Source organism: Nocardioides sp. (assembly GCF_047607185.1).
Lineage (GTDB): Bacteria > Actinomycetota > Actinomycetes > Propionibacteriales > Nocardioidaceae > Nocardioides.
In genome coordinates, this window is sequence record NZ_JASGDQ010000008.1 from 1 (window position 1) to 23,343 (window position 23,343).

The 23,343-nt window shown below is 70.4% G+C and carries 25 protein-coding genes; 20 read left to right on the forward strand and 5 right to left on the reverse strand.

All coding sequences use genetic code 11. From position 1 onward, the window contains the following. From infB to QM595_RS01000, 6 genes are all read left to right on the forward strand, one after another. A partial coding sequence (gene infB, locus QM595_RS00975; protein WP_415169647.1) for a translation initiation factor IF-2 occupies positions 1 to 2,433 on the forward strand: 2,433 nt, incomplete at its 5' end. A gap of 143 nt (positions 2,434 to 2,576) precedes the next feature. After that, on the forward strand, positions 2,577 to 3,023 hold the full coding sequence (gene rbfA / locus QM595_RS00980; protein ID WP_415169648.1) for a 30S ribosome-binding factor RbfA: 447 nt from the start codon (positions 2,577 to 2,579) through the stop codon (positions 3,021 to 3,023). Beyond that, a complete protein-coding gene (gene truB, locus QM595_RS00985; RefSeq protein WP_415169649.1) occupies positions 3,016 to 3,897 on the forward strand; it encodes a tRNA pseudouridine(55) synthase TruB in 882 nt (293 codons plus the stop codon). Before rbfA ends, truB begins: the two co-directional genes overlap by 8 nt. A gap of 55 nt (positions 3,898 to 3,952) precedes the next feature. Further along, positions 3,953 to 4,882, forward strand: coding sequence for a bifunctional riboflavin kinase/FAD synthetase (locus QM595_RS00990; RefSeq protein ID WP_415169650.1), 930 nt, complete (start codon positions 3,953 to 3,955; stop codon positions 4,880 to 4,882). A gap of 79 nt (positions 4,883 to 4,961) precedes the next feature. After that, a complete protein-coding gene (locus QM595_RS00995) occupies positions 4,962 to 5,288 on the forward strand; it encodes a PadR family transcriptional regulator (protein WP_415169651.1) in 327 nt (108 codons plus the stop codon). Further along, positions 5,285 to 6,544 carry a hypothetical protein gene (locus QM595_RS01000; protein ID WP_415169652.1) on the forward strand — a complete coding sequence of 420 codons (1,260 nt, stop codon included), beginning with the start codon at positions 5,285 to 5,287 and terminating at the stop codon, positions 6,542 to 6,544. Before QM595_RS00995 ends, QM595_RS01000 begins: the two co-directional genes overlap by 4 nt. Here QM595_RS01000 and QM595_RS01005 read toward each other — a convergent pair. After that, positions 6,519 to 6,971, reverse strand: a complete 453-nt coding sequence (locus QM595_RS01005; protein ID WP_415169653.1) for a type II toxin-antitoxin system VapC family toxin — start codon at positions 6,969 to 6,971, stop codon at positions 6,519 to 6,521. The two genes, QM595_RS01000 and QM595_RS01005, sit on opposite strands and share 26 nt — an antisense overlap. Continuing rightward, positions 6,943 to 7,272, reverse strand: a complete 330-nt coding sequence (locus QM595_RS01010; RefSeq protein WP_415169654.1) for a hypothetical protein — start codon at positions 7,270 to 7,272, stop codon at positions 6,943 to 6,945. Before QM595_RS01010 ends, QM595_RS01005 begins: the two co-directional genes overlap by 29 nt. Positions 7,273 to 7,292: 20 nt before the next feature. Here QM595_RS01010 and QM595_RS01015 point away from each other — a divergent pair, with 20 nt between their 5' ends. The 5 genes from QM595_RS01015 (at position 7,293) to QM595_RS01035 (ending at position 12,851) form a co-directional block, all read left to right on the forward strand. Further along, complete coding sequence (locus QM595_RS01015; protein WP_415169655.1) at positions 7,293 to 7,469, forward strand: hypothetical protein; 177 nt, start codon at positions 7,293 to 7,295, stop codon at positions 7,467 to 7,469. Positions 7,470 to 7,577: 108 nt separating this feature from the next. Continuing rightward, entirely contained in the window at positions 7,578 to 7,853 is a 276-nt protein-coding gene (gene rpsO / locus QM595_RS01020; protein ID WP_415169656.1) for a 30S ribosomal protein S15, read from the forward strand. 324 nt (positions 7,854 to 8,177) lie between these two features. Next, on the forward strand, positions 8,178 to 10,406 hold the full coding sequence (locus QM595_RS01025; protein ID WP_415169657.1) for a polyribonucleotide nucleotidyltransferase: 2,229 nt from the start codon (positions 8,178 to 8,180) through the stop codon (positions 10,404 to 10,406). Between the two features lie 140 nt (positions 10,407 to 10,546). After that, positions 10,547 to 11,767, forward strand: a complete 1,221-nt coding sequence (locus QM595_RS01030) for a M16 family metallopeptidase (RefSeq protein WP_415169658.1) — start codon at positions 10,547 to 10,549, stop codon at positions 11,765 to 11,767. Positions 11,768 to 11,885: 118 nt separating this feature from the next. Further along, the gene (locus QM595_RS01035; RefSeq protein ID WP_415169659.1) at positions 11,886 to 12,851 is read left to right on the forward strand and encodes a hypothetical protein; all 966 of its coding nucleotides are present in this window, start codon (positions 11,886 to 11,888) and stop codon (positions 12,849 to 12,851) included. A 135-nt stretch (positions 12,852 to 12,986) separates the two neighbouring features. On the opposite strand, the gene QM595_RS01040 is transcribed toward QM595_RS01035, so the two are convergent. Next, a complete protein-coding gene (locus QM595_RS01040; protein WP_415169660.1) occupies positions 12,987 to 13,502 on the reverse strand; it encodes a class I SAM-dependent methyltransferase in 516 nt (171 codons plus the stop codon). Positions 13,503 to 13,558: 56 nt separating this feature from the next. On the opposite strand from QM595_RS01040, the gene dapB reads away from it, so the two are divergent. Then, a complete protein-coding gene (gene dapB / locus QM595_RS01045) occupies positions 13,559 to 14,323 on the forward strand; it encodes a 4-hydroxy-tetrahydrodipicolinate reductase (RefSeq protein ID WP_415169661.1) in 765 nt (254 codons plus the stop codon). A 117-nt stretch (positions 14,324 to 14,440) separates the two neighbouring features. After that, positions 14,441 to 15,298 (forward strand): hypothetical protein, encoded by an 858-nt coding sequence (locus QM595_RS01050; RefSeq protein WP_415169662.1) that lies wholly within the window; start codon positions 14,441 to 14,443, stop codon positions 15,296 to 15,298. A 64-nt stretch (positions 15,299 to 15,362) separates the two neighbouring features. Here QM595_RS01050 and QM595_RS01055 read toward each other — a convergent pair whose 3' ends face one another. After that, complete coding sequence (locus QM595_RS01055; protein ID WP_415169663.1) at positions 15,363 to 15,899, reverse strand: GNAT family N-acetyltransferase; 537 nt, start codon at positions 15,897 to 15,899, stop codon at positions 15,363 to 15,365. A 41-nt stretch (positions 15,900 to 15,940) separates the two neighbouring features. On the opposite strand from QM595_RS01055, the gene QM595_RS01060 reads away from it, so the two are divergent. Next, positions 15,941 to 16,945, forward strand: coding sequence for an aldo/keto reductase family protein (locus QM595_RS01060; protein ID WP_415169664.1), 1,005 nt, complete (start codon positions 15,941 to 15,943; stop codon positions 16,943 to 16,945). Between the two features lie 39 nt (positions 16,946 to 16,984). Here the strand turns inward: QM595_RS01060 and QM595_RS01065 are convergent, their stop codons facing one another. Continuing rightward, positions 16,985 to 17,563 (reverse strand): DUF3043 domain-containing protein, encoded by a 579-nt coding sequence (locus QM595_RS01065; protein WP_415169665.1) that lies wholly within the window; start codon positions 17,561 to 17,563, stop codon positions 16,985 to 16,987. Between the two features lie 189 nt (positions 17,564 to 17,752). Between QM595_RS01065 and QM595_RS01070 the strand changes: the two genes are divergently transcribed. The 6 genes from QM595_RS01070 to QM595_RS01095 all read left to right on the forward strand — a co-directional run bounded on the left by QM595_RS01070 (position 17,753) and on the right by QM595_RS01095 (position 23,335). Further along, positions 17,753 to 18,559, forward strand: a complete 807-nt coding sequence (locus tag QM595_RS01070) for a PspA/IM30 family protein (RefSeq protein ID WP_415169666.1) — start codon at positions 17,753 to 17,755, stop codon at positions 18,557 to 18,559. A 38-nt stretch (positions 18,560 to 18,597) separates the two neighbouring features. Then, positions 18,598 to 19,515 carry a zinc metalloprotease HtpX gene (htpX, locus tag QM595_RS01075; protein ID WP_415169667.1) on the forward strand — a complete coding sequence of 306 codons (918 nt, stop codon included), beginning with the start codon at positions 18,598 to 18,600 and terminating at the stop codon, positions 19,513 to 19,515. Positions 19,516 to 19,528: 13 nt separating this feature from the next. After that, positions 19,529 to 20,116: a PspA-associated protein PspAB gene (gene pspAB, locus QM595_RS01080; protein ID WP_415169668.1), complete on the forward strand. Its 588-nt coding sequence runs from the start codon at positions 19,529 to 19,531 to the stop codon at positions 20,114 to 20,116. A gap of 86 nt (positions 20,117 to 20,202) precedes the next feature. Continuing rightward, entirely contained in the window at positions 20,203 to 21,387 is a 1,185-nt protein-coding gene (locus QM595_RS01085) for an efflux RND transporter periplasmic adaptor subunit (protein ID WP_415169669.1), read from the forward strand. After that, the gene (locus tag QM595_RS01090; protein ID WP_415169670.1) at positions 21,384 to 22,106 is read left to right on the forward strand and encodes an ABC transporter ATP-binding protein; all 723 of its coding nucleotides are present in this window, start codon (positions 21,384 to 21,386) and stop codon (positions 22,104 to 22,106) included. Before QM595_RS01085 ends, QM595_RS01090 begins: the two co-directional genes overlap by 4 nt. Beyond that, on the forward strand, positions 22,103 to 23,335 hold the full coding sequence (locus QM595_RS01095; RefSeq protein WP_415169671.1) for an ABC transporter permease: 1,233 nt from the start codon (positions 22,103 to 22,105) through the stop codon (positions 23,333 to 23,335). Before QM595_RS01090 ends, QM595_RS01095 begins: the two co-directional genes overlap by 4 nt. Positions 23,336 to 23,343 lie beyond the last annotated feature (8 nt).

A 23,343-nucleotide genomic window follows, 5' to 3' on the forward strand; every position in this document is an offset into this window, starting at 1 on the left:
CCCGCCGCGCCGGCGGCCCCCAAGGCACCGGCCCCCAAGGCGCCCACTCCGGGCCCGCGCCCGGGCGCGCCGCGACCCGGCGCTCCCCGACCGGGCAACAACCCGTTCGCATCCAGCCAGGGCATGGGCCGTCGCCCCGCCGCGGCGCCACGCGACGCCGGTCCTGGCGCCCCTGCGGGCCCCGGTGACGCTCAGCGTCCGCCGCGTCCGCCGGCCGCTCGCGACGGCAGCGCACCGGGTCGCCCCGGTATGCCTCGCCCCAACCCGGCGATGATGCCGAAGTCCCCGGCAGCGTTCGGCGCTCGCCAGGGCGGTCCCGGTGCCCGCCCCGGCGCTCCCGGTCGCCCGGGCGGCGCTGGTGCGGGTCGTCCCGGAGCTCCGGGACGCGGCGGCGCCGGTGCACCCGGTCGCGGTGGCTTCGGCGGCGCCCCGGCGGGCGCTGGCGCACCTGGTGGCGGCGGTGGCCGTCCGGGTGGCGGTGGCCGCCCCGGCCAGCGCGGCTCCACCCAGGGCGCGTTCGGTCGCGCCGGTGGTCCGTCGCGTCGTGGTCGCAAGTCCAAGCGCGCGCGTCGCATGGAGTTCGAGGCCATGGAGGCACCGACGATCGGCGGCATCCGCGTCCGCAAGGGCAACGGCGAGACCGTCCGGCTGCCCCGCGGCGCGAGCCTGACCGACTTCGCCGAGCGGATCAACGTCGACGCCGCCCAGCTCGTCCAGATGCTGTTCAGCCTCGGCGAAATGGTGACCGCCACCCAGTCGGTCTCCGACGAGGTGCTCGAGCTGCTCGGGGAGGAGCTCAACTACAACGTCGAGGTCGTCTCCCCGGAGGACGAGGACCGCGAGTTGCTGGAGTCCTTCGACATCGAGTTCGGCCTCGACGAAGGGGTCGAGGGCGACCTGCAGGTGCGGCCTCCGGTGGTGACCGTCATGGGTCACGTCGACCACGGCAAGACCAAGCTGCTCGACGCGATCCGCAACGCCAACGTCGCCTCGGGCGAGGCCGGCGGGATCACCCAGCACATCGGCGCCTACCAGGTGGCGACCGAGGTCGACGGCAACGAGCGTGCCATCACCTTCATCGACACCCCGGGTCACGAGGCGTTCACCGCCATGCGTGCTCGCGGCTCGCAGTCCTCGGACATCGCGGTCCTGGTGGTCGCCGCCGACGACGGCGTGATGCCGCAGACCGTCGAGGCGCTCAACCACGCCAAGGCGGCCGGCGTGCCGATCGTGGTCGCGGTTAACAAGATCGACAAGCCCGAGGCGGACCCGACCAAGGTCCGCGGCCAGCTCACCGAGTACGGCCTGGTCCCCGAGGAGTACGGCGGCGAGGCGATGTTCGTCGACGTCTCGGCCAAGTCCGGCCTCAACATCGACAAGCTGCTCGAGGCGATCGTGCTGACCGCCGACGCGTCGCTGGATCTGCGGGCCAACCCGACCCAGGACGCCCAGGGTCTGGTCATCGAGGCCCACCTCGACCGCGGCCGCGGCCCGGTCGCGACCATCCTGGTGCAGCGCGGCACCCTCCGCGTCGGCGACTCGATCGTCGCCGGACCGGCCCACGGCCGCGTCCGGGCGATGCTCGACGAGCACGGCAACGAGCTCACCGAGGCGCCGCCGGCGCGACCCGCGATGGTGCTCGGCCTCTCCGCGGTCCCCGGCGCCGGCCAGAACTTCCTGGTCGTCGAGGACGACCGGATGGCCCGCCAGATCGCCGAGAAGCGGGAGGCTCGCGAGCGGGCCGCCGCCCAGGCCAAGCGCCGGGTTCGTCGTACCCTCGAGGACTTCATGGCCTCCATGGAGAAGGGCGAGAGCCAGGAGCTCAACCTCATCCTCAAGGGCGACGTCTCCGGCTCGGTCGAGGCCCTCGAGGACGCCCTGTCGAAGATCGACGTGGGTGGCGACGAGGTCAGCATCCGGGTCATCGACCGCGGTGTCGGTGCGATCACCGAGACCAACGTCGACCTGGCCGCCGCCTCCGACGCGATCATCATCGGTTTCAACGTCCGCCCGCAGGGCAAGGCGACCGAGCTGGCCGAGCGCGAGGGCGTGGAGATCCGCTACTACACGGTGATCTACCAGGCCATCGAGGAGATCGAGGCGGCCCTGAAGGGAATGCTCAAGCCGGAGTACGAGGAGGTCACCCTCGGCCAGGCCGAGATCCGGGCCATCTTCCGCTCCTCGAGGATCGGCAATATCGCCGGTTGCTATGTCACCAGCGGCCTGATCCGGCGCAACGCCAAGGTGCGGCTGATCCGCGACGGTGCCGTGGTCGTCGACAACGCCGATCTGGCGTCCCTGAAGCGCGAGAAGGACGACGCCGCCGAGGTCCGCGAGGGCTTCGAATGCGGTCTGGTCATCCGTAACTTCCAGGACATCAAGGAAGGCGACGTCGTCGAGGCCTTCGAGCTGCGCGAGATCCCGCGCGGCTGAGGCGAGTCGGCACTAATGCAGGTCTGAGAGGCCTCGAGTCGGCAGAAGTGCAGGCGAGCTGCCCGCACTTCTGCCGACTCGGCGGTCCTTGGACCCGCACTTCTGCCGACTCGGCGGTTTTCTTGAGAGAGTGAGTGAGTGACATGAGCAACCCGCGGGTACGCAAGATCGCCGACCGTATCCAGGTGATCGTCGCGCAGATGCTGGAGCGCCGGATCAAGGACCCGCGTCTCGGTTTCGTGACCGTGACCGATGTGCGAGTCTCCGGCGACAGCCAGCAGGCGACGATCTTCTACACCGTGATGAGCGACGACCCCACCGAACTCGCCGCGACGGCGGCGGCGCTGGAGTCGGCCAAGGGCCTGCTCCGCTCCGAGGTCGCCAAGCAGCTTGGCATGAGGCACGCCCCGACGCTGGAGTTCATCCACGACGCGCTGCCGGAGACCGCCCGTCACCTCGACGAGGTGCTCGCCCGCGCCAAGGAGCAGGACGAGGCCGTCGCCGCGGCGCGGGGGAGTGTCTACGCCGGCGACGAGGACCCCTACAAGAAGGCGAGGGACCTCGACGTCGCCGACCTCGAGGATGACTGAGCCGTCCTCGAGGTCCGGGCTGGTCATCGTCGACAAGCCCGGCGCGATGACGTCGCACGACGTGGTCGCGCGGGTACGACGACTGGCCGGCACCCGCAAGGTCGGCCACGCCGGCACGCTCGATCCGATGGCCACCGGAGTCCTGGTGGTCGGGGTCGAGCGGGCCACCAGGCTGCTCGGCCACTTCATGCTCACCGCCAAGAGGTACGACGCCACGGTCCGGCTCGGCGTCGCCACGGTGACCGACGACGCCGAGGGCGAGGTGGTCTCGACGACCCCGGCCGACCAGCTCGACGAGGCGGCGATCCGGGCCGCCTTCGCGACCCAGGTCGGTGACATCGAACAGGTGCCGACGGCGGTCAGCGCGATCAAGGTCGACGGCAAGCGCGCCTACCAGCGCGTCCGCGAGGGCGAGCAGGTCGACCTCCAGGCCCGCCCGGTGACGATCCACGAGCTGACCGTCACCGGCATCCGGCCTGCGGGGGACTGGCTCGACGTGGACATCTCCGTGCGCTGCTCGTCGGGCACCTACGTGCGTGCCATCGCCCGTGACGTGGGGAACCTGCTCGGCGTGGGCGGCCACCTGACCGCGCTGCGCCGTACCGCCGTCGGTCCCTACGGCCTCGACGTCGCCCACACCCTCGATGCGCTCGCCGAGCGGTTCGAGGTGCTGCCCATCGCCGACGCCGCCCGGGCCGCCTTCCCGGCGTACGACCTCTCCGAGGAACTGGCCGCCGACGTCCGGGTGGGCCGCAGGCTGCCCGTCGAGCTCGCCGGGCTGACGGCCCTCTTCGCCCCCGACGGGGAGTTCCTGGCCCTCTACGAGCCGGCCGGCCAGGCGCCGAGCGCCCGACCCGTCGCGGTCTTCGTCTGAGCCAGCACGCTACCTGTCCGCACGGCCTCCAGGGACTGCCGATATCGTGGCTGCCGTGCTGTGGCGAACCCTTGCCGAGGTGCCGACCGATCTCGGCCGGACGGTCTGCGTGATCGGCAACTTCGACGGCGTCCACCGCGGTCACCAGCACGTGCTGCGGGAGGCGCGCTCGATCGCCGACCAGCGCGGGCTGAGGCTGGTGGCGGTGACCTTCGACCCTCATCCGATGGCGGTGCTGCGTCCCGAGCACGCGCCCACGACGCTGACCACGCTGGAGCAGCGCGCCGAGCTGCTGGTCGGCTACGGCGCCGACCACGTGCTCGCGCTGCCGTTCGACCGCGACATGGCTGCCTGGACACCCGACGAGTTCGCCCGACAGGTGCTGGCCGAGGCGCTGCGCGCCGCGGTCGTGGTGGTCGGGGCCAACTTCCGCTACGGCAACCGCGCCGCCGGCGACGTCGCCACCCTGACCGCCTTCGGCGCGAGCCATGACGTCGCGGTCGAGGGCGTGCCGCTCGACGGCGGTCCCCAGGTCTGGTCCTCGACCTACATCCGCACCTGCATCGCCGCCGGCGACGTGGCCGGCGCCGCCGAGGCGCTCGGTCGCCCCTACGCCGTACGCGGCGTCGTGGTGAAGGGCGACCAGCGTGGCCGCGAGCTCGGCTTCCCGACCGCCAACGTCCCCGCCGGCGCGCTGACCGCGACGCCGCCCGATGGCGTGTACGCCGGCTGGCTGACCCGCGTCGACACCGGCGAGCGCTATCCCGCCGCGATCAGCGTCGGCACCAACCCGACCTTCGACGGGGTCATCGGGCGCCGGGTGGAGTCCTACGTCCTGGACCGCACCGACCTCGAGCTCTACGGCGTCGAGGTGCAGGTGGAGTTCGTCGAGCGGCTGCGCGGCATGGTGGCCTTCGACTCCATCGACGCCCTGATCACGCAGATGACGGCGGACGTCGACACCACCCGCGACCTGCTGGGCTGAGGCCCGGCCGAAGCCGACGACACGCCGGGCGGTGCTGTCCTACCTGTAGTAGTGCGCTATCCACAGTAGTCTGCATCGCATGGATACCACTCAGCTCCTCAAAGGGGTGCTCGACCTCGCCGTGCTGGCCGTCGTCGAGGGCGAGGACGCCTACGGCTACGACATCGTCCGGCGACTGCGCGACGGCGGGCTGAGCGAGGTCGGCGATGCCTCGGTCTACGGCACGCTCCGCCGGCTCTACTCCGCCGGTGCCCTGACGTCGTACGTCGTGCCGTCGGAGTCGGGCCCCCACCGCAAGTACTACGGCATCACGCCCGCCGGCCGCAGCCAGCTCAAGCAGCAGGCCGACGACTGGCTCGCCTTCTCCACCACCGTCACCTCGATCCTCGAAGGGGCCGTCGCATGACCACCATCGCCAGCGACCCGGTTGCCGACTTCCTCGCCGCTGTCCGCGGCCACCTTGCCGACCTCGACCCCGAGGAGCTGGCCGAGATCACCGACGGCCTGGCCGCCGATCTGGCCGAACTCGTCGCGGAGCGGGGGATCGGGGCGCTGGGTGACCCGGCGGCCTATGCCAGCGAGCTGCGCAGCGCCGCCGGTCTCGATCTCCAGGCGGCCCGTGTCGGGCGGCGGTCGGTGGGGGAGGCCGTCGCCGGCCTCCTCGATGCGGTACGACGCCGGGCCGAGGAGCTGCTCGACCGGCTGCCGGCCGGCGTCTGGGCGGTGCTTGCCTGGGCGCGACCGCTGTGGTGGATCCTGCGCGGCTGGATCGCGGTTCAGGTCGTGGTCTGGGTCGCGTCGGCCTTCTTCGGCATCGGCTACTACGAGGAGTACTGGGAGGTCGTCCCCAGCGCGATGGGCTGGCAATGGCCGCTGCTCGCGATCGGCATCGGTGGCAGCCTGGCCGTCGGCCTGGGCCGGATGTGGCCCGGTGGGCGCCGTCGCGCCTTCCCCCGGACCGTGCTGCTCGCGCTCAACGCGCTGGCGATCCTGCTGGTGCCGGTCACCCTGGCGATGGTGCGCAACCAGTCCGAGGTCTACGACGACGCCTACTCCGTGGGCTACGGCCAGGGCTACAGCGAGGGCCAGCAGGCGGCGACAGGCATGTCCTCGGACGCGTCGGGCGGCGACGCCGGCGTCTATCTGGGTGGCCGGCGGGTCTCGAACATCTATGCCTATGACGCCTCGGGCAAGCCGCTGGTCGGGGTGCAGCTCTTCGACCAGTCCGGGAGGCCGCTCGCGGTCGGTCGCAATGCCGAGTGCTACTACGACGGCAGATGGCAGGTCGTCGCACCCGACGAGGAGGAGTGCTGGGACGACGGGACCGGTGAGCAGGCGCAGGCCCGGATCGCCTACCCCTGGAGCAACGGCGCCGCCCAACTCGACAACGTCTTCCCGCTGCCCAGCCGGCTGCAGGAGTCCTTCGACCGCGACCCGCTGGCCTTCTCCGGCACGGAGCCGCCCACGATCGGGGAGCTGCCCTTCGCCAGCGTGCCGCCGGTCTCGTTGCCCGGCATCACTCCGAGCGTGCAGCAGGCCGAGGAGCCGCCGGCGCCGACCGAGGCGTCCACGGGGGCGTCCACGGGGTCGGTCACGGGGTCGGTCGAGCCCGGGAAGGTCGGAAAGAAGGGGAAGGTCACAGGTTCAGCCGGTCAGGAGTGACCGGGGTCAGGCCGGGGACGGCGGCGAAGGCCTCGTCCCCGGTCACGATCTCGGTGAAGCCGTGCTCCAAGGCGGTCGCGGCGTGGATGGCGTCGCGACCGCGGATCGAGGTGGTCGCGATCAGATGGCGGGTGCGCTGCCAGACGGCGGCGTCGAAGGGATGGGCATGAGCAATGTCTTCGACGGTGCGCAACTGAGCGAGTGCTAAGCCGCGTGGTGTGCGTCGCATCCGGTGGAAGAGGAACTCCTGCAGCGCCTCGACGCTGAGGTGCAACTCAAGCTCGCGACGTTCTGCCGCAACGATGATGCGCTTCGTGTGAGCTTGCCAACGATGAGGAGCGCCGAAGCCGAACAGCAAGACATCCGAGTCGAGGATGAGACGTCTCATGAGCCACGTCTCAAGAGCTCTGAGATGCCTTCTCGGCATCCAGTCGCTTCATCTCCCGCGACCAGTAGTTCTCGTAGTAGGCGTCTTCGTCGAAATCGGCAGGATCGTAGGGCTCCTCGTCACTGCTCGCCTCCATGTAGGCAAGCAGTTGGCGGGCCGCCTCTGACCGCCGCCGCTGGGCGGCCTCTTCGTCGTTGTCATAGCGCGCGCTGATCGCCTCGCGCAGCACCGCGTTGACGCTGCGACCGGTCTTCTCCGCCTCGTCCGCGACGCGCTGATAGGTCGCCGGATCCAGCAGCAGCTGCACTCGGCGGGAGAACTGGAGATCGGGTCGAGACATGCACATACAGTAGCATGTGTATGTCAGCGCCGGAGCACGGCCCGGACCCGGCGGTGGTCGTTCTCGTCGACGGGCAGGTCGAGCTTGGCCGGCTGACCCTGCTGGGCGAGCGTGCCTGGTGGCCGCGCCGCCGGGTCGTCGTACCGGCTGCTCGGGTGGAGGAGACCGACCAAGGCGTCGCGCGATTGGGAGGCTGACGGGGCGTCGGGATAGTCTGCTGCGGTTGCCGTCAAACGGCCGCGGATCCCAGTGCCCCGGAGAACCAGCCCGGGCGCGCCGCGCAACGAGTCGAGAGGAGCCTTCGTATGTCGGTCGGAACTGACGCGGAGACCAAGAAGAAGATCATCGCCGAGTACGCCACCACCGAGGGCGACACCGGCTCGCCCGAGGTCCAGATCGCGCTGCTGTCGCACCGCATCTCCCACCTCACCGAGCACCTCAAGCAGCACAAGCACGACCACCACAGCCGTCGTGGCCTGCTGCTGCTCGTCGGCCAGCGCCGTCGCCTGCTCAACTACCTGCAGAAGACCGAGATCGAGCGCTACCGCTCCATTATCGAGCGCCTCGGCCTGCGCCGCTGATTGCGGCACTCCTGCGGAGCGTCCGCGGCGTTGTCGGGCCTCGACGGCCCGCAACGGCGCTGCGCGCCGTGGCTCCCTCGCTCGGCGCGCATACGCGAGCAAGCTCGGTATGCGGCCTCGCTCAGTCGCCTCCGCTCCCAGGTCGCCTTCGGGCCTCCGCCTTGGAGCCGCACGCGTCGGACACCGCTTTCCCTCGGATGGGCAGCGACCGCCAGGTCGCTGCCCTTTCCGTATTTCGGGACCGCGCCGATAGGATTGCACGGTCATCCGAAATCCATTCACTGTGGGGCGAGGCGCCTCACCCGCACGACAAGAGAAAAATCTGTGACTGAACCCGTCATCTCGGCCGTCGAGACCGTCATCGACAACGGCAAGTTCGGCAAGCGCACCGTGAAGTTCGAGACCGGTCTGCTCGCTCGCCAGGCCGCCGGCTCCGTGACCGCCTACCTCGACGACGACACCATGCTGCTCTCGGCGACGACCGTCTCGAAGCACCCGAAGGACCACTTCGACTTCTTCCCGCTCACCATCGACGTCGAAGAGCGGATGTACGCCGTCGGGCAGATCCCCGGCTCCTTCTTCCGGAGCGAGGGGCGCCCGGGCGAGGACGCGATCCTCACCTGCCGTCTCATTGACCGTCCGCTGCGCCCCACCTTCAAGAAGGGCCTGCGCAACGAGGTCCAGGTCGTCATCACCGTTCTCGCGCTCGACCCCAATCAGCCTTACGACGTGCTCGCGATCAACGCCGCGTCGATGTCCACCCAGCTCTCCGGCCTGCCGTTCTCCGGCCCGGTCGGCGGCGTCCGGGTCGCGCTGATCGACGGCCAGTGGGTCGCCTTCCCGACCCACAGCCAGCTCGAGGACGCCGTCTTCGACATGGTGGTCGCCGGTCGCGTCACCGAGACCGGCGACGTCGCCATCATGATGGTCGAGGCCGAGGCCACCGAGCAGACCTGGGACCTGGTCCAGAGCGGCGCCCAGGCGCCGACCGAGCCGATCGTCGCCACCGGCCTCGACGCCGCCAAGCCGTTCATCAAGCAGCTCTGCGAGGCGCAGGCCGAGCTGGCCAAGCAGGCGGCGAAGCCGGTCGCCGAGTTCCCGATCTTCCTCGACTACGAGGACGACGTCTTCGCCGCCGTCGAGGCCGCCGTCGCGGACGACACCGCCGCCGCGCTGACCATCGGCGGCAAGCAGGAGCGCGAGGAGCGTCTCGACGAGATCAAGGCAGCCCTGCTCGACAAGATCGGGCCGGCGTTCGAGGGCCGCGAGGGCGAGATCGGCGCCGCGTTCCGCTCGCTGAACAAGAAGCTGGTCCGCGAGCGAGTGCTGCGCGACAAGGTCCGCATCGACGGCCGCGGCCTGGCCGACATCCGGCCACTGTTCGCCGAGGTCGACGTGATCCCGCGGGTGCACGGCTCGGCGCTGTTCGAGCGCGGCGAGACCCAGATCCTGGGCGTCACCACCCTCAACATGCTCAAGATGGAGCAGCAGCTCGACACGCTCTCCCCGGAGAAGACGCGTCGCTACATGCACAAGTACGTCTTCCCGCCGTTCTCCACCGGCGAGACCGGCCGCGTCGGCTCTCCGAAGCGCCGCGAGGTCGGCCATGGCGCGCTCGCCCGCCGGGCGCTGCTGCCGGTGCTGCCCGGGCGCGAGGAGTTCCCCTACGCCATCCGGCAGCTCTCCGAGGCGATGGGCTCCAACGGCTCGACGTCGATGGGCTCGGTCTGTGCCTCGACGATGTCGCTGCTGCAGGCCGGTGTGCCGCTGAAGGCGCCGGTCGCCGGCATCGCGATGGGCCTGATCTCCGGCGAGGTCGACGGCGAGACGACGTACGTCGCGCTCACCGACATCCTCGGCGCCGAGGACGCCTACGGCGACATGGACTTCAAGGTCGCCGGCACCTCCGAGTTCGTCACCGCGCTGCAGCTCGACACCAAGCTCGACGGCATCCCCGCCGAGGTGCTGGGTGCCGCGCTCAACCAGGCCAAGGACGCCCGGCTGGCGATCCTCGAGGTGATGGCCGAGGCCATCACCGGTCCCGAGGAGATGGCTCCGACCGCGCCGCGGGTCATCTCGGTGAAGGTGCCGGTCGACAAGATCGGCGAGGTCATCGGCCCGAAGGGCAAGGTGATCAACCAGATCCAGGAGGACACCGGCGCCACCATCTCCATCGAGGACGACGGCACCGTCTACATCGGCGCCACCGACGGCGCCTCGGCCGACGCCGCCCGGGCCGCGGTCAACGCGATCGCCAACCCGACCATGCCGGAGATCGGCGAGCGCTACCTCGGCACCGTCGTGAAGACCACCAACTTCGGTGCTTTCGTGTCGCTGCTGCCCGGCAAGGACGGCCTGCTCCACATCACCAAGCTGCGTGCCCTCAACGACGGCAAGCGAGTGGAGTCCGTGGAGGACGTCGTCGAGGTCGGCCAGAAGATCCAGGTCGAGATCGTCGAGATCGACGACCGCGGCAAGCTTTCGCTCGCGCCGGTGGTCGAGGACGAGCCCGCTGCCGAGGCCGCCTCGGACGAGGTCGCTGACGAGGAGTGACCTCCCGCAAGTCTGAGCAGAAGACCGGTCGGCAGGTTCCTGCCGGCCGGTCTTCTCCCAGTAATCGAGCAGAGTCCGCACAGAAGCTCGGGACGACCCGCACCCTCGAGAGAGGTCCCGGGTCCGTCGTACGCCGGACGGTGCTGCCCGGCGGTCTGCGGGTCATCACCGAGCAGATGGACGGGTCGCGCTCGGCCGCCGTCGGCGTCTGGGTCGGCGTGGGCTCCCGCGACGAGAGCGCCCGGCTGCATGGCGCCTCCCACTTCCTGGAGCACCTGCTGTTCAAGGGGACGCCGGAGCGCTCCGCGCTGGACATCTCGCTCGCACTGGACGCGGTCGGCGGTGAGTTCAATGCCTTCACCGCCAAGGAGTACACCTGCTTCCACGCGCGGGTGCTCGACGAGGACCTGCCGCTGGCCATCGACGTCCTCGGGGACATGATCACCTCCTCGCTGATCGCCGCGGCCGACGTCGAGGCGGAGCGCGACGTCATCCTGGACGAGATCGCGATGCACGACGACGACCCCGACGACGTGGTCCACAACCTTTTCGCGGCCCAGGCCTGGGGCGAGGACAGCCCACTCGGCCGCGGCATCGCCGGCACTCACGAGTCGATCGAGGCGCTGACCCGCGACCAGATCCGGCGGTTCTACAAGCGGCACTATCGCGCCGCCAATATCGTCGTCTCCGCGGCCGGCAACCTCGACCACGCGAGCGTGGTACGGCAGGTGCGTACGGCGTTCGGCCGGGCCGGCTTCCTGGCCGGCGACGAGCAGCCGGTGCCGCCTCGGACCGGCAGGCCGCTGGCCGTGCGGGCCGGCGAGGTCGACGCGAAGCGGCCGTTCGAGCAGGTCAACCTGGTGCTCGGCATGGCGGGACTGGCCCGCGACGACGAGCGACGCTTCGCCCTGTCGGTGGTGACCGCCGCGCTCGGCGGCGGCACCTCCTCGCGGCTGTTCCAGGAGGTGCGCGAGCGCCGCGGCCTGGCCTACTCGGTCTACTCCTTCGCCAGCTCTCACGCCGAGACCGGCCTGGTCGGGGTCGCCGTCGGCTGCCTGCCGGCCAAGGCCGAGGAGGTGCTGGCCGTCGTACGCGCCGAGCTGGCGCTGCTCGCCCGCGACGGCATCACGCCACAGGAGCTCGCGGTCGGCAAGGGCCAGCTGCGCGGCGGCCTGGTGCTGGGACTGGAGGACTCCGCCTCCCGGATGAGCCGGATCGGCAAGGCCGAGCTGGTGCACACCAGCCTGCTGTCGGTCGATGAGATCCTCGCCCGCGTCGAGGCCGTCAGCCTGGAGGACTGTGGGCGCGTCGCCGCCGAGGTGTTCTCCCGCCCCGAGATCCTGGCGATCGTCGCCCCCTGACGCGAGTCGGCAGAAGTGCTGGTCTCAGGGGCGCCGAGTCGGCAGAAGTGCGGGCGTTATCCACAGGACCGATGTGGTGGGGTGTCGCTGAGGTGGCGATCGGCGCACCATCGGCGGCATGGACTTTCTCGGAATGGTCTACTCCGGCCACGTCGACGACACATTTCCCCTGCCCCAAGAGGCTCCGTTCACCCTGGCGATGGCGCGCGAGGCCGGCGTGAGCCGTTGGCAGCTGGCGCGGCTCATGGCGGAGGGGTTGCTGCGCTCGCCGGTGCGCGGCGTCTACGTGAGCACCGCGCTCGGGGACTCGCTTCGGCTGAGGGTGGCCTGCCTGCGACTGGTCGTGCCCCAGGACTGTGTCGTCGTGGACCGTCATGCGGGTTGGGTGCTGGGCGCGGATATGGTCCTCGCCCCCGGCGAGCATCTCGAGTTGCGGCCGGTCTCGATCTTCCGGCCGTCCGGGAACGGGCGCGTCCGCAACGGGATCACCCGCAGCGGGGAGCGCTGGCTGCGTGAGGAGGATGTCGTCGAGGTCGATGGCCTGCGGGTGACGACGCCGATCCGAACCGCATGGGACCTCGGCCGGGTCCGTTGGCCCGAGCCGGCCATCGCCGGCATCGACCAGATGCTGCGCCTGGGTGCCTTCACTCTCGAGGAGCTCCTGGCCGGTGTCGAGCAATTCCGAGGACAGCGGTGGGTGACCACGCTGAGAGCCATCGCGCCCCTGGGCGACGGCCGAGCCGAGTCGCCGCCGGAGTCGATCCTGCGGCTGCGATGCGTCCAGAACCGCCTCCCGATGACGCCGCAGCTGGAGGTCCGTCGCGGTGGCACCTTCCTCGCCCGGCTCGACCTCGGCAACGAGGAGCTCATGGTGGCCGCGGAGTACGACGGGGTGGAATGGCACAGCTCGCCGGAGCAGTTGGAGCGCGACCGGAGTCGGCGTACTGCCGCGGCCGACGACGGCTGGCTGATCGAGGTCTTCGTGAAGGAGAACCTGTTCGGGCGTACGGCGGATGCTGACGCCAAGCTCGTGCTACTGCGTCGCGACGGACTGGCCCGGCGTGGCCTTCGCATCGCAAGCTGAGCTGGCGTCGTACCTCGCCTGCACTTCTGCCGACTCGGCGTCTGTGCGACCTGCACTTCTGCCGACTCGGCGGTTCTGAGACCAGCACTTCTGCCGACTCGGCGGTTCTGAGACCAGCACTTCTGCCGACTCGCGCTACTTGCGGCCGATGATGCCGATCACGGCGGGCTGCTTCTGGTCCACGATCGAGACCCGGAAGCCGGCGGTGACCAGCTGCTTGGAGGTGTTCTCCACCATGGCGGGCACCTCCTCACGGCGGGTCGACTCGTAGAAGATGTTGACGGTGCCACCGGGGAGCAGCCGTTCGTAGAGCAGCGCCACCTCGTCGGCCGCCTCACGCACCCAGAACAGGTTCACGTTGAACGCGAAGACCTTGTTGAGGCGCTTGACCGGCACCCGCAGCGTCGCCAGGTCGATCTGGCGCACGGTGAGACGACCGGCCTCGACGAAGCGGGCACAGCGCCGCTTGGTCCGGTCGACACCGGACTCCGAGCGGTCGATCGCGAAGAGCTTGCCGGTCTCCAGCCGGCTGCAGATGAGCTCGGCACCCGCACCCGGACCACAACCCACCTCGAGGATGTGGTCGTTGGGGTGGATGTCGATGAAGTCCACCGCCCAACGGATCCGCGCCGGAATCGTCTGCACTGGCATGGGTCCAGCCTGCCAGATCGGCGGCTGAGAGTGTCGGAGCGGTAGGGTCACGACTCGTGACGGAGCCTGGGAGCACAGCGACGAGAGTCGGCGTACTGGGCGCCTTCGGCAAGCTCGGTTCGGCGATCGTCGCCGGGCTGGAGGCTGCCGACGGCGTCGAGGTGGTGGCCAGGATCGGCAGCGCCGACCCGCTCGAGACGCTGACCGAGGCGGCTGCCGAGGTCGTCGTCGACGTGACCACGCCCGATGCGGTGATGGCCAACCTGGAGTTCGCGATCGGCCACGGCATCCACGCCGTGGTCGGCACTACCGGCTTCGACGAGGCCCGCCTGGCCACGCTGCGCGGCTGGCTGGCCGGCGCGCCGGGCATCGGCGCGCTCATCGCCCCCAATTTCTCCATCGGCGCCCTGCTGATGATGCGGTTCGCGGCCCAGGCGGCGCCGCTGTTCGAGTCGGTCGAGATCGTCGAGCTGCACCACCCGACCAAGGCCGACGCGCCCTCCGGCACGGCACGCCGTACGGCGGAGCTGATCGCGGCAGCGCGAGACGACGCCGGCACCGGGCCGGTGCCCGACGCCACCAGCCAGCAGCTCGACGGCGCCCGCGGGGCCGTGGTCGACGGCATCCACGTCCACAGCCTGCGGGTGCGTGGTCTGGTGGCCCACCAGGAGGTCGTGCTGGGCGGCGTGGGGGAGACCCTCGTCATCCGCCACGACTCCCTCGACCGAGCCAGCTTCGTGCCCGGCGTACTGGCCGGGGTTCGCGGTGTGCTGACGCACCCCGGCCTGACCGTCGGACTGGAGCATTTCCTCAGCCTCTGAGGTGACGGAGCCCACAACGTCCACGGTGCGATGAATCACGCCCGTAACAGGACGCGGCGGCTTCGGTAACGCCCTCCTCCTAGGTTCCTGGGCAGCGACGAGCGAGGGGACTGACACATGGCAGAGGCCCGCAGCCAGGCCTTGGTGCTGCCCGCCGACGCCGACGTTCTCGGGCTGGCGCAGGCGTGGTTTCCCGAGGCCGAGTGGATCACCGTGCCGGAGACCAGACAACCCAAGCCGCAGCTGGTCGGCGCGCGGTTCGGCAAGGTGGCCGCCGCCAAGCCCGCGGTCGTGCCCGGCCTGCTGCGCCTCACCTGGGGCTCCCGGCTCCAGGGGCCTCACGGGCTCGACGTGCTGCCGGCCACCTCCGCGCTCCCCGACGGCCTCGCCCGGGTCTTCCTGCTCGACCACGACGAGACCGAGCCGGAGCCACGCCTGACGGGCTGGCTGTACGCCGTGGCGCGTCATACCGGCGGCGTGGTCGTCGTCGACGGCACCGTCGTCGGGTCCGCCTCGGCGGCGACCACCATCAGCCTCTACGCCGCCGAGCCGCTGGCCGCCGAGGTCGCGCTTACCCTGGTCAGATCGGCGGCGCCGATGGCACGGCCGGCAGCGCCATCGGCCGAGCTGCCCTACCGGATCACCGTGCCGTCGGAGTTCGACGGCGTCATCGACATCGTGGCCGGCCGAGCCGCCGAGCTGCCGGTCTCGCTGCTGAGGCTCGACGCGAGCGACTACGGCCCCAACGTCTTCCAGATGACCTGGTCGCTGGCCGGCGCCGAGATCGGCTCACCGCCCCACCGCATCGCCCGGGAGCGCTCGCTCCCGGTGCTCGCCCGGGTGGCGGCCGCGCTGCAACGCGCCACCAGGGGCGCGCTCGTCGACGGCGACGGCTTCGTGGTGCCGCCCGAGGAGGTGCAGTCCCGCGCCTCGGCGCTCACCGGCGGCGGCACCAGGCTGCGTACGTCGGCTTGAGCAGTGCGGCCGACGCGGACGTCATGCGTTCTGGCGGCCTCGACCGCCGGGACGCATGACGTCGTCAGTCGGTGAGCGCCGTGTGGAGCCTGATCTCCTTGACGATGGCGCCCGACTCGGCCCGCAGCGACCGGTGCGCGCCATCGGGTCCCCAGCCGGCGCCGGCCAGCAGGGCGCGGAGCGGGTCGTCGTCGGCCTGCGCCCAGGCCAGGCCGCGCGCGAACCCGTCGGCGGTGAGCGTGTCGACGGCGGCCTGCAGCAACCGCGACCCGTGACCACGCCGGGTCCGTGCCGGGTCCACCGTCAGCTCGGCGACCAGGCCGTCGCGGCCCGGCTCGGCGTCGGGGTCGTCGGCGGGACCGGTGATCACGAAGCCGACCACGTCGGCGTGTTCGAGCGCGACGAGCACCCGCTGCCGAGCCTCCTTGGGGCGGCTCAGCAGGGCGGACCACTCCTCGGCCAGCCGGTCGGGCGCCGGCAGCTCGCCCTCGGCCAGCATGTCGGCGTACCGCTCGCGCCACACCCGCAGCTGCAGGGCCGCGATGGCCCCGGCGTCCGAGGTCCAGGCGATCCGGACACTGACGTCGGTCGGGGCTGCCACCCCGCCATCTTGCCAGTGGCAGGCCTGAGTAGTGTCGAGACATGGAGTTCCGTCACCTCGGCAGCAGCGGTCTGAAGATCTCCGAGATCGCCTACGGCAACTGGCTCACCCACGGCTCCCAGGTCGAGGAGGACGCCGCGCTGGCCTGTGTCAGGCAGGCGCTCGAGGAGGGCATCACCACCTTCGACACCGCCGACGCCTACGCCAACACCGCCGCCGAGACGGTGCTCGGCAAGGCGCTGCAGGGCGAGCGTCGGGAGGGCCTCGAGATCTTCACCAAGGTCTACTGGCCCACCAACCGGCGGGGGCACAACGATTCCGGGCTGTCGCGCAAGCACATCAAGGAGTCGATCGACGGCTCGCTGCGGCGGCTGGGCACCGACTACGTCGACCTCTACCAGGCACACCGGTACGACGTGGAGACGCCGCTGGAGGAGACCATGGAGGCGTTCGCCGACGTGGTCCGCTCCGGGAAGGCGCTCTACATCGGCGTCAGCGAGTGGAACGCCGACCAGATTCGCGCCGGCCACGCGCTCGCCCGCGAGCTGCACATCCCGCTGGTCTCCAACCAGCCGCAGTACAACATGCTCTGGCGCGTCATCGAGGCCGAGGTCGTCCCGGTCTCCGAGGAGTTGGGCCTCGGCCAGGTGGTCTGGTCGCCGATCCTGCAGGGCGTGCTGACCGGCAAGTACCTCCCCGGTCAGCCCCTGCCCGCCGGGAGCCGTGCCACCGACACTGCCGGCGGCGACAGCGCCATCGCCCGCTGGCTGCGCGACGACATCCTCGCCCGCGTCCAAGACCTGGCCCCGATCGCTGCCGACGCCGGACTCTCGATGGCCCAGCTCGCCGTCGCCTGGGTGCTGCGCAACCCCAACGTCGCCACGGCGATCATCGGCGCCAGCCGTCCCGAGCAGGTCACCGAGAACGCCGAGGCCGCCGGGGTGCGGCTCGATGACGACGTGATGAAGGCCATCGACGATGCCTTGGGCGACGCGGTCGAGCGTGACCCGCGCAAGACGGTCTCGCCGTCGCGTCGGCCTAGCTAGTGACCGCGGTCGCGAGTAAGCCTCCAGAGGGCAGGACGTTCAGGATCGGTAGTCGCTCTCCGGCAGGTCCGCGCCGATCTTCACCTGGGACTTCGGCAGCCGCAGGAAGCGCAGCTGCATCGCCCGGACGATGGCGTAGTAGGTCAACCCCTTGCGGGAGGCCTCGGGGAAGCGGCGCTTGAGCTGCTTGTGCAGCCCGAACCGCAGCCACGCCATGCTGACGACCGTGGCAAGTGCGACCAGCAGGATCAGCAGGTTGGCGAAGCCGGCCAGCCGGGCGTTGCCCGACCAGCCGAACAGCATCGTGACCACCAGCACTGGGATCAGCAGTTCGGCGATGGTGAACTTGGTGTCGACGTAGTCACGCACGAACCGCCGGACCGGGCCCTTGTCGCGGGTCGGCAGGTAGCGGTCGTCGCCGGTCTTCATGGCCTGCCGGATCTTCTCGGAGTTGCGGGCGCGGGCGGCCGCCTGCTCCTTGCGGGTGCGCGGCTGCCGCACTCGTGCCAGCCGGGCGGCCTCGGCCTCCTTGCGGGTCGGCGTCGGCCGGCCCTTGCCCCCAGGCTTGGGCTCCTCGACGGTCGCGGTGGCATCTGACTCGGACTTGCGGCGGAACAACTGAGGCGGCCTATCTTCGAACGGTCGGTGGCGTCGTACGACGGGCCCAGCGTATCCGCCTCCTCCCGCTCGGTCGGCTTTGCGCCGTAGACGACTGGGCGAGGTCGAGCGTCGAGCGGTGGGAGGCAGCGCGCGTAGGCGCGCTAGGGTGAGGGCAAGACCATCCTGTGTGAGAGGCAAACGACCGTCATGAGTCTCTGGAGCCGCTTCGTCCTGATCTTCAAGTCGAAGGCCAACAAGGCCCTCGACAAAGCCGAGGATCCGCGCGAGACGTTGGACTACAGCTACCAGAAGCAGCTGGAGCTGCTGACCAAGGTGCGCAAGGGCGTCGCCGACGTCGCGACCAGCCGCAAACGGGTCGAGCTGCAGGTCAACCAGCTCCAGCAGCAGGCGGCCAAGCTGCAGGAGCAGGCCGAGAAGGCGATCCAGGTCGGCCGCGAGGACCTCGCCCGCGAGGCACTGACCCGCAAGTCCGGGCTCACCTCCCAGATCAGCGACCTGCAGACGCAGTACGCCGCGCTCCAGGGCGAGGAGGAGAAGCTCACCCTGGCCTCGCAGCGGCTGCAGGCCCGGGTGGAGGCCTTCCGCACCCGCAAGGAGACGATCAAGGCCACCTACACCGCAGCCGAGGCGCAGACCAAGATCAACGACGCCGTCGCCGGCATCGGCGACGAGCTCGGCGACGTCGGCGCCGCGATCCAGCGGGCCGAGGACAAGACCGCGCAGATGCAGGCCCGTGCCGGCGCGGTCGACGAGCTGATCGCCTCCGGCGCGCTCGACGACGTCACCTCTCTCAACCGTGGTGACGACATCTCTCGCGAGCTTGAGGCGCTCTCCTCCTCCGCCGACGTCGAGGCCGAGCTGGCCCGACTCAAGGGCCAGGTCGCGCCCGACGCGGTGGCCGCCGCGCCGACCCCGGAGGCCATCGAGTCCGGTCCGATCCTCGACGCGGTCGAGGAGGTCGCCGTCGAGGCGCCGAAGAGCACCGAGTCCTGACGCGCGGCCCTCTTTGGAGGGTCGGCGACACTTGAGACATGGCACGCACGAGGTTCGTCGGCGACACCGGTCTGACCGTCCGGATGACCACCGTCATGCTGCTGCTGGGTGGGCTGCTGGTCGGGCTGGTGGCCGTCCTGATGGCGCTCTTCCCGCCGCAGTACGCGCCCATCATCGGACTGATCGGGCTGGGCATCGCCTGGTGGCAGTGGTACAGCTCCGACACGCTCGCCATGAAGGCGATGCGGGCACGCGAGGTCAGTCCGGAGCAGGCGCCCGAGCTGCACGCCATGATCGAGCGGCTCTGTGCGCTGGCCGACATGCCGAAGCCGCGGGTGGGGGTCGCCGACACCGACCTGCCCAACGCGTTCGCCACCGGCCGGTCGCCGAACCGGGCCGTCGTCGTGGTCACCACCGGCATCCTCAAGCGACTCACTACCGAGGAGCTGGAGGGCGTGCTGGCCCACGAGCTCTCCCACGTCGCCCACCGCGACGTACTCGTCATGACGGTCGCCTCCTCGGCCGGCATCGTCGCCGGCATGTTGGCTCGCGGCGCGCAGTACGGCGGCATGTTCGGCGGCGGCCGCGGCCGCCGGGAGAACAACGGCCTGCCGATCTGGGTCATCGTGCTGCTGGTCAGCCTGGTCGTCTACGCGGTCAGCTTCCTGCTGCTCCGACTGCTCTCGCGCTACCGCGAGCTCTCTGCCGACCGCGCCGGCGCGCAGCTGACGATGAAGCCGCGAGCGCTGGCCAGCGCGCTGCAGAAGATCACCGGGGAGATCAACCAGATCCCCACCGGCGACCTGCGCGCCACCGGCAATGCGATGAACGCCTTCTTCTTCGCGCCCGCCATCAACGGCGTCTCCCTCAAGACGCTCACCTCGACGCATCCCTCGCTCGAGCAGCGACTCGAGCAGCTCGCCAAGATCGAGGCCGAGCTGAGCAGGCCGTCATGAGCGAGCTCGCCCGATGAGGTGGCTCGACGTCGTCACCGGCCGGTCTCGGCCCAAGCAGAACAAGCTCGACAGCCTCTTCGCGGTGCCCTCGGCCGCCATTACCCTCCAGGCCGGCCTGGGTCTGAGCGCCACTGGTGACGGCTCGGTCTGCTACCGGGCCGCCGCCGGGTCGGCGTTCGCCACCACCCAGGCCGATCTCGAGCAGCTGGTCGGCACCGGCCCGGACGCGCCGCGGGTCACCACGACTACCGACGGGTTCGGCTACACCTGGCTGGAGCTCGACCACGACCCGATCGACCCCGCCAACCCTGACCTGACGGCGCTGTGCACCGGACTCCACGCCGTCAACACCAGCCTGGAGGAGGCCGGCTTCGGGCCGGGCCTGCTGTGTTCGCTGGTGCCGTTCGTCGGCTCCGACGGTCGCCACGTCGGCCTGGTCTACCTCTACAAGCAGGGCACCTTCTACCCCTTCGCCCCCGCCGGGGGACAGCAGCGGGACAATCTCCTCGAGCTCCAGGTCCGCGACACCCTGGCCGGCGAGCTGCCGATCGAGCAGGACCTCGGCCGCTGGCTGGCGATCTGGGGTGCCCCCGGCCTCTAGCTGCTGGTCTGAGAGGACTCGCGTCATAGGTGGGGCATAGGTTGAGCAGACGGTTGCCACAGGCCGACTGAGCAGCATCGGCTCTCGTGCGATGGAGAGTCCCCAAACCTAAGAGATGGCTGGTCCTCACCCTCGTCGTCCTCGTGGCGGCGGCCGGAGCGAGCGGATGGCTGCTGCTGCGGCCCTCCGGGCAGGCGGTCGCTGCCAGCACCACCACGACGGTGTCCTCGACCACCTTGAAGGACACGGTGTCCGCCTCCGGGACGATCGCCGCGGCGAAGACGGCCGACCTCGACTTCGAGGTCTCCGGCACCGTCACCCACGTCTATGTGAGCGAGGGCGACCTGGTGAAGAAGGGGCAGCAGCTCGCTGCGATCGACGACACCGCACTGCAGGCTGCCCTCACCGCCGCGCAGAGCTCGCTGGACGCCGCAGAGGAGCAGTACGAGGAGGACATCGACGACGACGCCTCCGACGTCCAGCTTGCCGCCGACGAGACGGCGGTCGTGGCCGCCGAGGCAGATCTCGACGACGCCCAGCAGGCGGTCGACGACGCCGTGCTGCGAGCGACCATCCGCGGCACGGTGACCGCTGTCGGCCTCGAGGTCGGCGATGTGGCCGGCAGCAGTAGTGGCAGCAGCAGCACCAGCTCCACCTCGTCGGACACCTCCAGCAGCAGCGCCTTCTCGATCGTGTCGGTCGGCTCCTACCTCGTCGACGCCACCGTGGCGGCGACCGACGTGGCCGACGTCAAGGCCGGACTCCAGGCCGAGATCACCGTCAGCGGCGTCAGCGACACCGTCTACGGCACCGTCCAGAGCGTGGGCCTGGTCGCCCAGACCAACACCAGCGGCGCCGCCGTCTTCCCCGTCACCGTCAAGGTCACCGGCAAGCGCGACGATCTCTACTCCGGCACCTCCGCCACCGTCTCGATCATCGTCTCCCAGGAGACCGACGTCCTCGTCGTGGCCAGCCAGGCGCTGCAGACCGACGACGACGGCTCGACCTACGTCGACAAGATCGTCGACGGTGCCACGGTCAAGACCCCGGTCGAGATCGGTGAGACCTATGGCACGCAGACCGAGGTCGTCTCCGGTCTCGCCGAGGGAGACACCGTCGAGGTGCCCGGCTTCACCATGCCGACCGGTGGCGGCACCAGCAGCGGCGATGGCGAGGAGGAGCAGCAGCAGATGCAGTTCCCGGACGGCGGAGGCATGCCCGGCGGCGGTGGCCAGGGCGGCGGCGGCTTCGGGGGAGGGACCACCCGGTGACCAGCTCCGTGAGCACGCCGGTCGTCGACCTGGCGGGCGTCCGCAAGACCTACCGCTCCGGTGGCGCCAACGGCTTGGTGTTCGAGGCGCTGCGCGGCATCGATATCAAGGTCGCTCAGGGAGAGTACGTCGCCGTGATCGGCCCGTCCGGCTCCGGCAAGTCCACCCTGATGAACCTGCTCGGCTGCCTCGACACCCCCACCGAGGGCACCTACCTGCTCGGCGGCGAGGACGTCTCGACGATGTCCGAGAGCCAACTGGCCGTCGTACGCAACCGACGGATCGGCTTCGTTTTCCAGCAGTTCCACCTGCTCCGCTCGCTGTCGGCGTGGCGCAACGTCGAGCTGCCGTTGGTGTACGCCGGCCTGAGTCGTGCCGAGCGGCGCGAGCGCGCCATCGCGGCGCTGACCAGGGTCGGCCTCGGCGACCGGGTCGACAACCGGCCCGGCGAGCTCTCCGGCGGCCAGCAGCAGCGGGTCGCCGTGGCGCGAGCGCTGGTCACCGAGCCCGACATCATCCTGGCCGACGAGCCTACCGGAAACCTCGACTCCGCCTCCACCGATGCGGTGCTCGGCCTGCTCGACGAGCTGCACGCCTCCGGCCGCACCATCGTGCTCATCACCCACGAGCATGAGGTGGCGGCGCGAGCTGAGCGCAACCTGGTGATCCGCGACGGACTCATCACCGACGACATGCTGGTCTCGGCGGTGGCCCGGTGAATTGGCTCGAGACGTTCCGGACCGCCGGCGACGCGATCCGGTCCCACCGGCTGCGGTCGTTGCTGACCATGCTCGGCATCGTGATCGGCATCTCGTCGGTCATCTTGACCGTCGGTCTGGGCCAGGGTGCCCAGGACGAGGTCAAGAAGCAGATCAGCGCGCTCGGCAGCAACCTGCTCATCGTCTCGCCCGGCTCCTCGACGGACTCCAGCGGCGTCCGGGGCGGCTTCGGCACCTCCACCACGCTGACGCTCGCCGACGCCGAGGCCATCGGCGACCCCGACGTCGTACCCGACGTGGCGCAGGTGGCGCCGGTCTCCTCCGGCAACGGGTCGGTGGTGGCGGGCGAGACCAACTGGACCACTACGCTGACCGGCACCACCACGAGTTGGCTGGATGTCCGGAGCCGGACCCTGGCCGAGGGGCGGTTCTTCACCAGCGCCGAGGTCACCTCGGCCGCGAAGGTGGTCGTGCTCGCCTCGGAGACCGCCGCCGAGCTGTTCACCACGCCGGTCAGCCCCGTCGGCCAGACGGTCAGCATCGGCGACGCCGAGTTCACCGTCATCGGGATTCTTGCCGAGAGCGGCGCATCGACCAGCGGCAGTTCCTCGGAGGACGACCAGGCGGTCATGCCGATCAACACCGAGAAGCAGTTGACCGGGTCGACCGACACAGCGGTGAGCACGATCTACGTCGAGGCGGGCTCGGACCAAACCCTCTCGGCGGCGTACCAGGAGATCAACGCGCTGCTGCTCAACGCCCACGGCGTCACCTCCGACGAGGCCGACTTCAGCATCTCCTCGCAGGAGTCCCTCGTGGAGACCGCGAACTCGACCAACGAGACCATGACGGTGCTGCTCGCCGGTGTCGCGGCCATCTCCCTGCTCGTCGGGGGCATCGGCGTCATGAACATCATGCTCGTCTCCGTCACCGAGCGGATCCGGGAGATCGGCCTGCGCAAGGCGATCGGCGCCACCCCAGCGGTGATCAGGCGGCAGTTCTTGGTGGAGGCGTCCTTGCTCGGCCTGGCCGGTGGCGCCATCGGCGTGCTGATCGGGTTCGCCGGCGCGCTGGTGCTGCCCTCACTCATCGACCAACCGGTCTCCATCTCGCTCCTGGCCACCTGCGCCGCGCTCGGCACCGCGCTCGCCCTCGGCGTCGGCTTCGGGGTCTATCCCGCGAGCCGGGCCGCCCGACTCACCCCCATCGACGCCCTCCGTAGCGAATGAAAGGCATT

Coding starts and splice junctions, on each gene's coding strand:
- truB (WP_415169649.1), top strand. CDS start 3,016: ATGACTGAGCCGTCCTCGAGGTCCGGGCTGGTCATCGTCGACAAGCCC.
- QM595_RS01060 (WP_415169664.1), top strand. CDS start 15,941: ATGGAGTTCCGTCACCTCGGCAGCAGCGGTCTGAAGATCTCCGAGATC.
- pspAB (WP_415169668.1), top strand. CDS start 19,529: ATGAGGTGGCTCGACGTCGTCACCGGCCGGTCTCGGCCCAAGCAGAAC.
- QM595_RS01005 (WP_415169653.1), bottom strand. CDS start 6,971: ATGCCGAGAAGGCATCTCAGAGCTCTTGAGACGTGGCTCATGAGACGT.
- QM595_RS01015 (WP_415169655.1), top strand. CDS start 7,293: ATGTCAGCGCCGGAGCACGGCCCGGACCCGGCGGTGGTCGTTCTCGTC.
- QM595_RS01000 (WP_415169652.1), top strand. CDS start 5,285: ATGACCACCATCGCCAGCGACCCGGTTGCCGACTTCCTCGCCGCTGTC.
- QM595_RS01070 (WP_415169666.1), top strand. CDS start 17,753: ATGAGTCTCTGGAGCCGCTTCGTCCTGATCTTCAAGTCGAAGGCCAAC.
- QM595_RS01040 (WP_415169660.1), bottom strand. CDS start 13,502: ATGCCAGTGCAGACGATTCCGGCGCGGATCCGTTGGGCGGTGGACTTC.
- QM595_RS01010 (WP_415169654.1), bottom strand. CDS start 7,272: ATGTCTCGACCCGATCTCCAGTTCTCCCGCCGAGTGCAGCTGCTGCTG.
- QM595_RS00995 (WP_415169651.1), top strand. CDS start 4,962: ATGGATACCACTCAGCTCCTCAAAGGGGTGCTCGACCTCGCCGTGCTG.
- QM595_RS01050 (WP_415169662.1), top strand. CDS start 14,441: ATGGCAGAGGCCCGCAGCCAGGCCTTGGTGCTGCCCGCCGACGCCGAC.
- rpsO (WP_415169656.1), top strand. CDS start 7,578: ATGTCGGTCGGAACTGACGCGGAGACCAAGAAGAAGATCATCGCCGAG.
- htpX (WP_415169667.1), top strand. CDS start 18,598: ATGGCACGCACGAGGTTCGTCGGCGACACCGGTCTGACCGTCCGGATG.
- QM595_RS01035 (WP_415169659.1), top strand. CDS start 11,886: ATGGACTTTCTCGGAATGGTCTACTCCGGCCACGTCGACGACACATTT.
- rbfA (WP_415169648.1), top strand. CDS start 2,577: ATGAGCAACCCGCGGGTACGCAAGATCGCCGACCGTATCCAGGTGATC.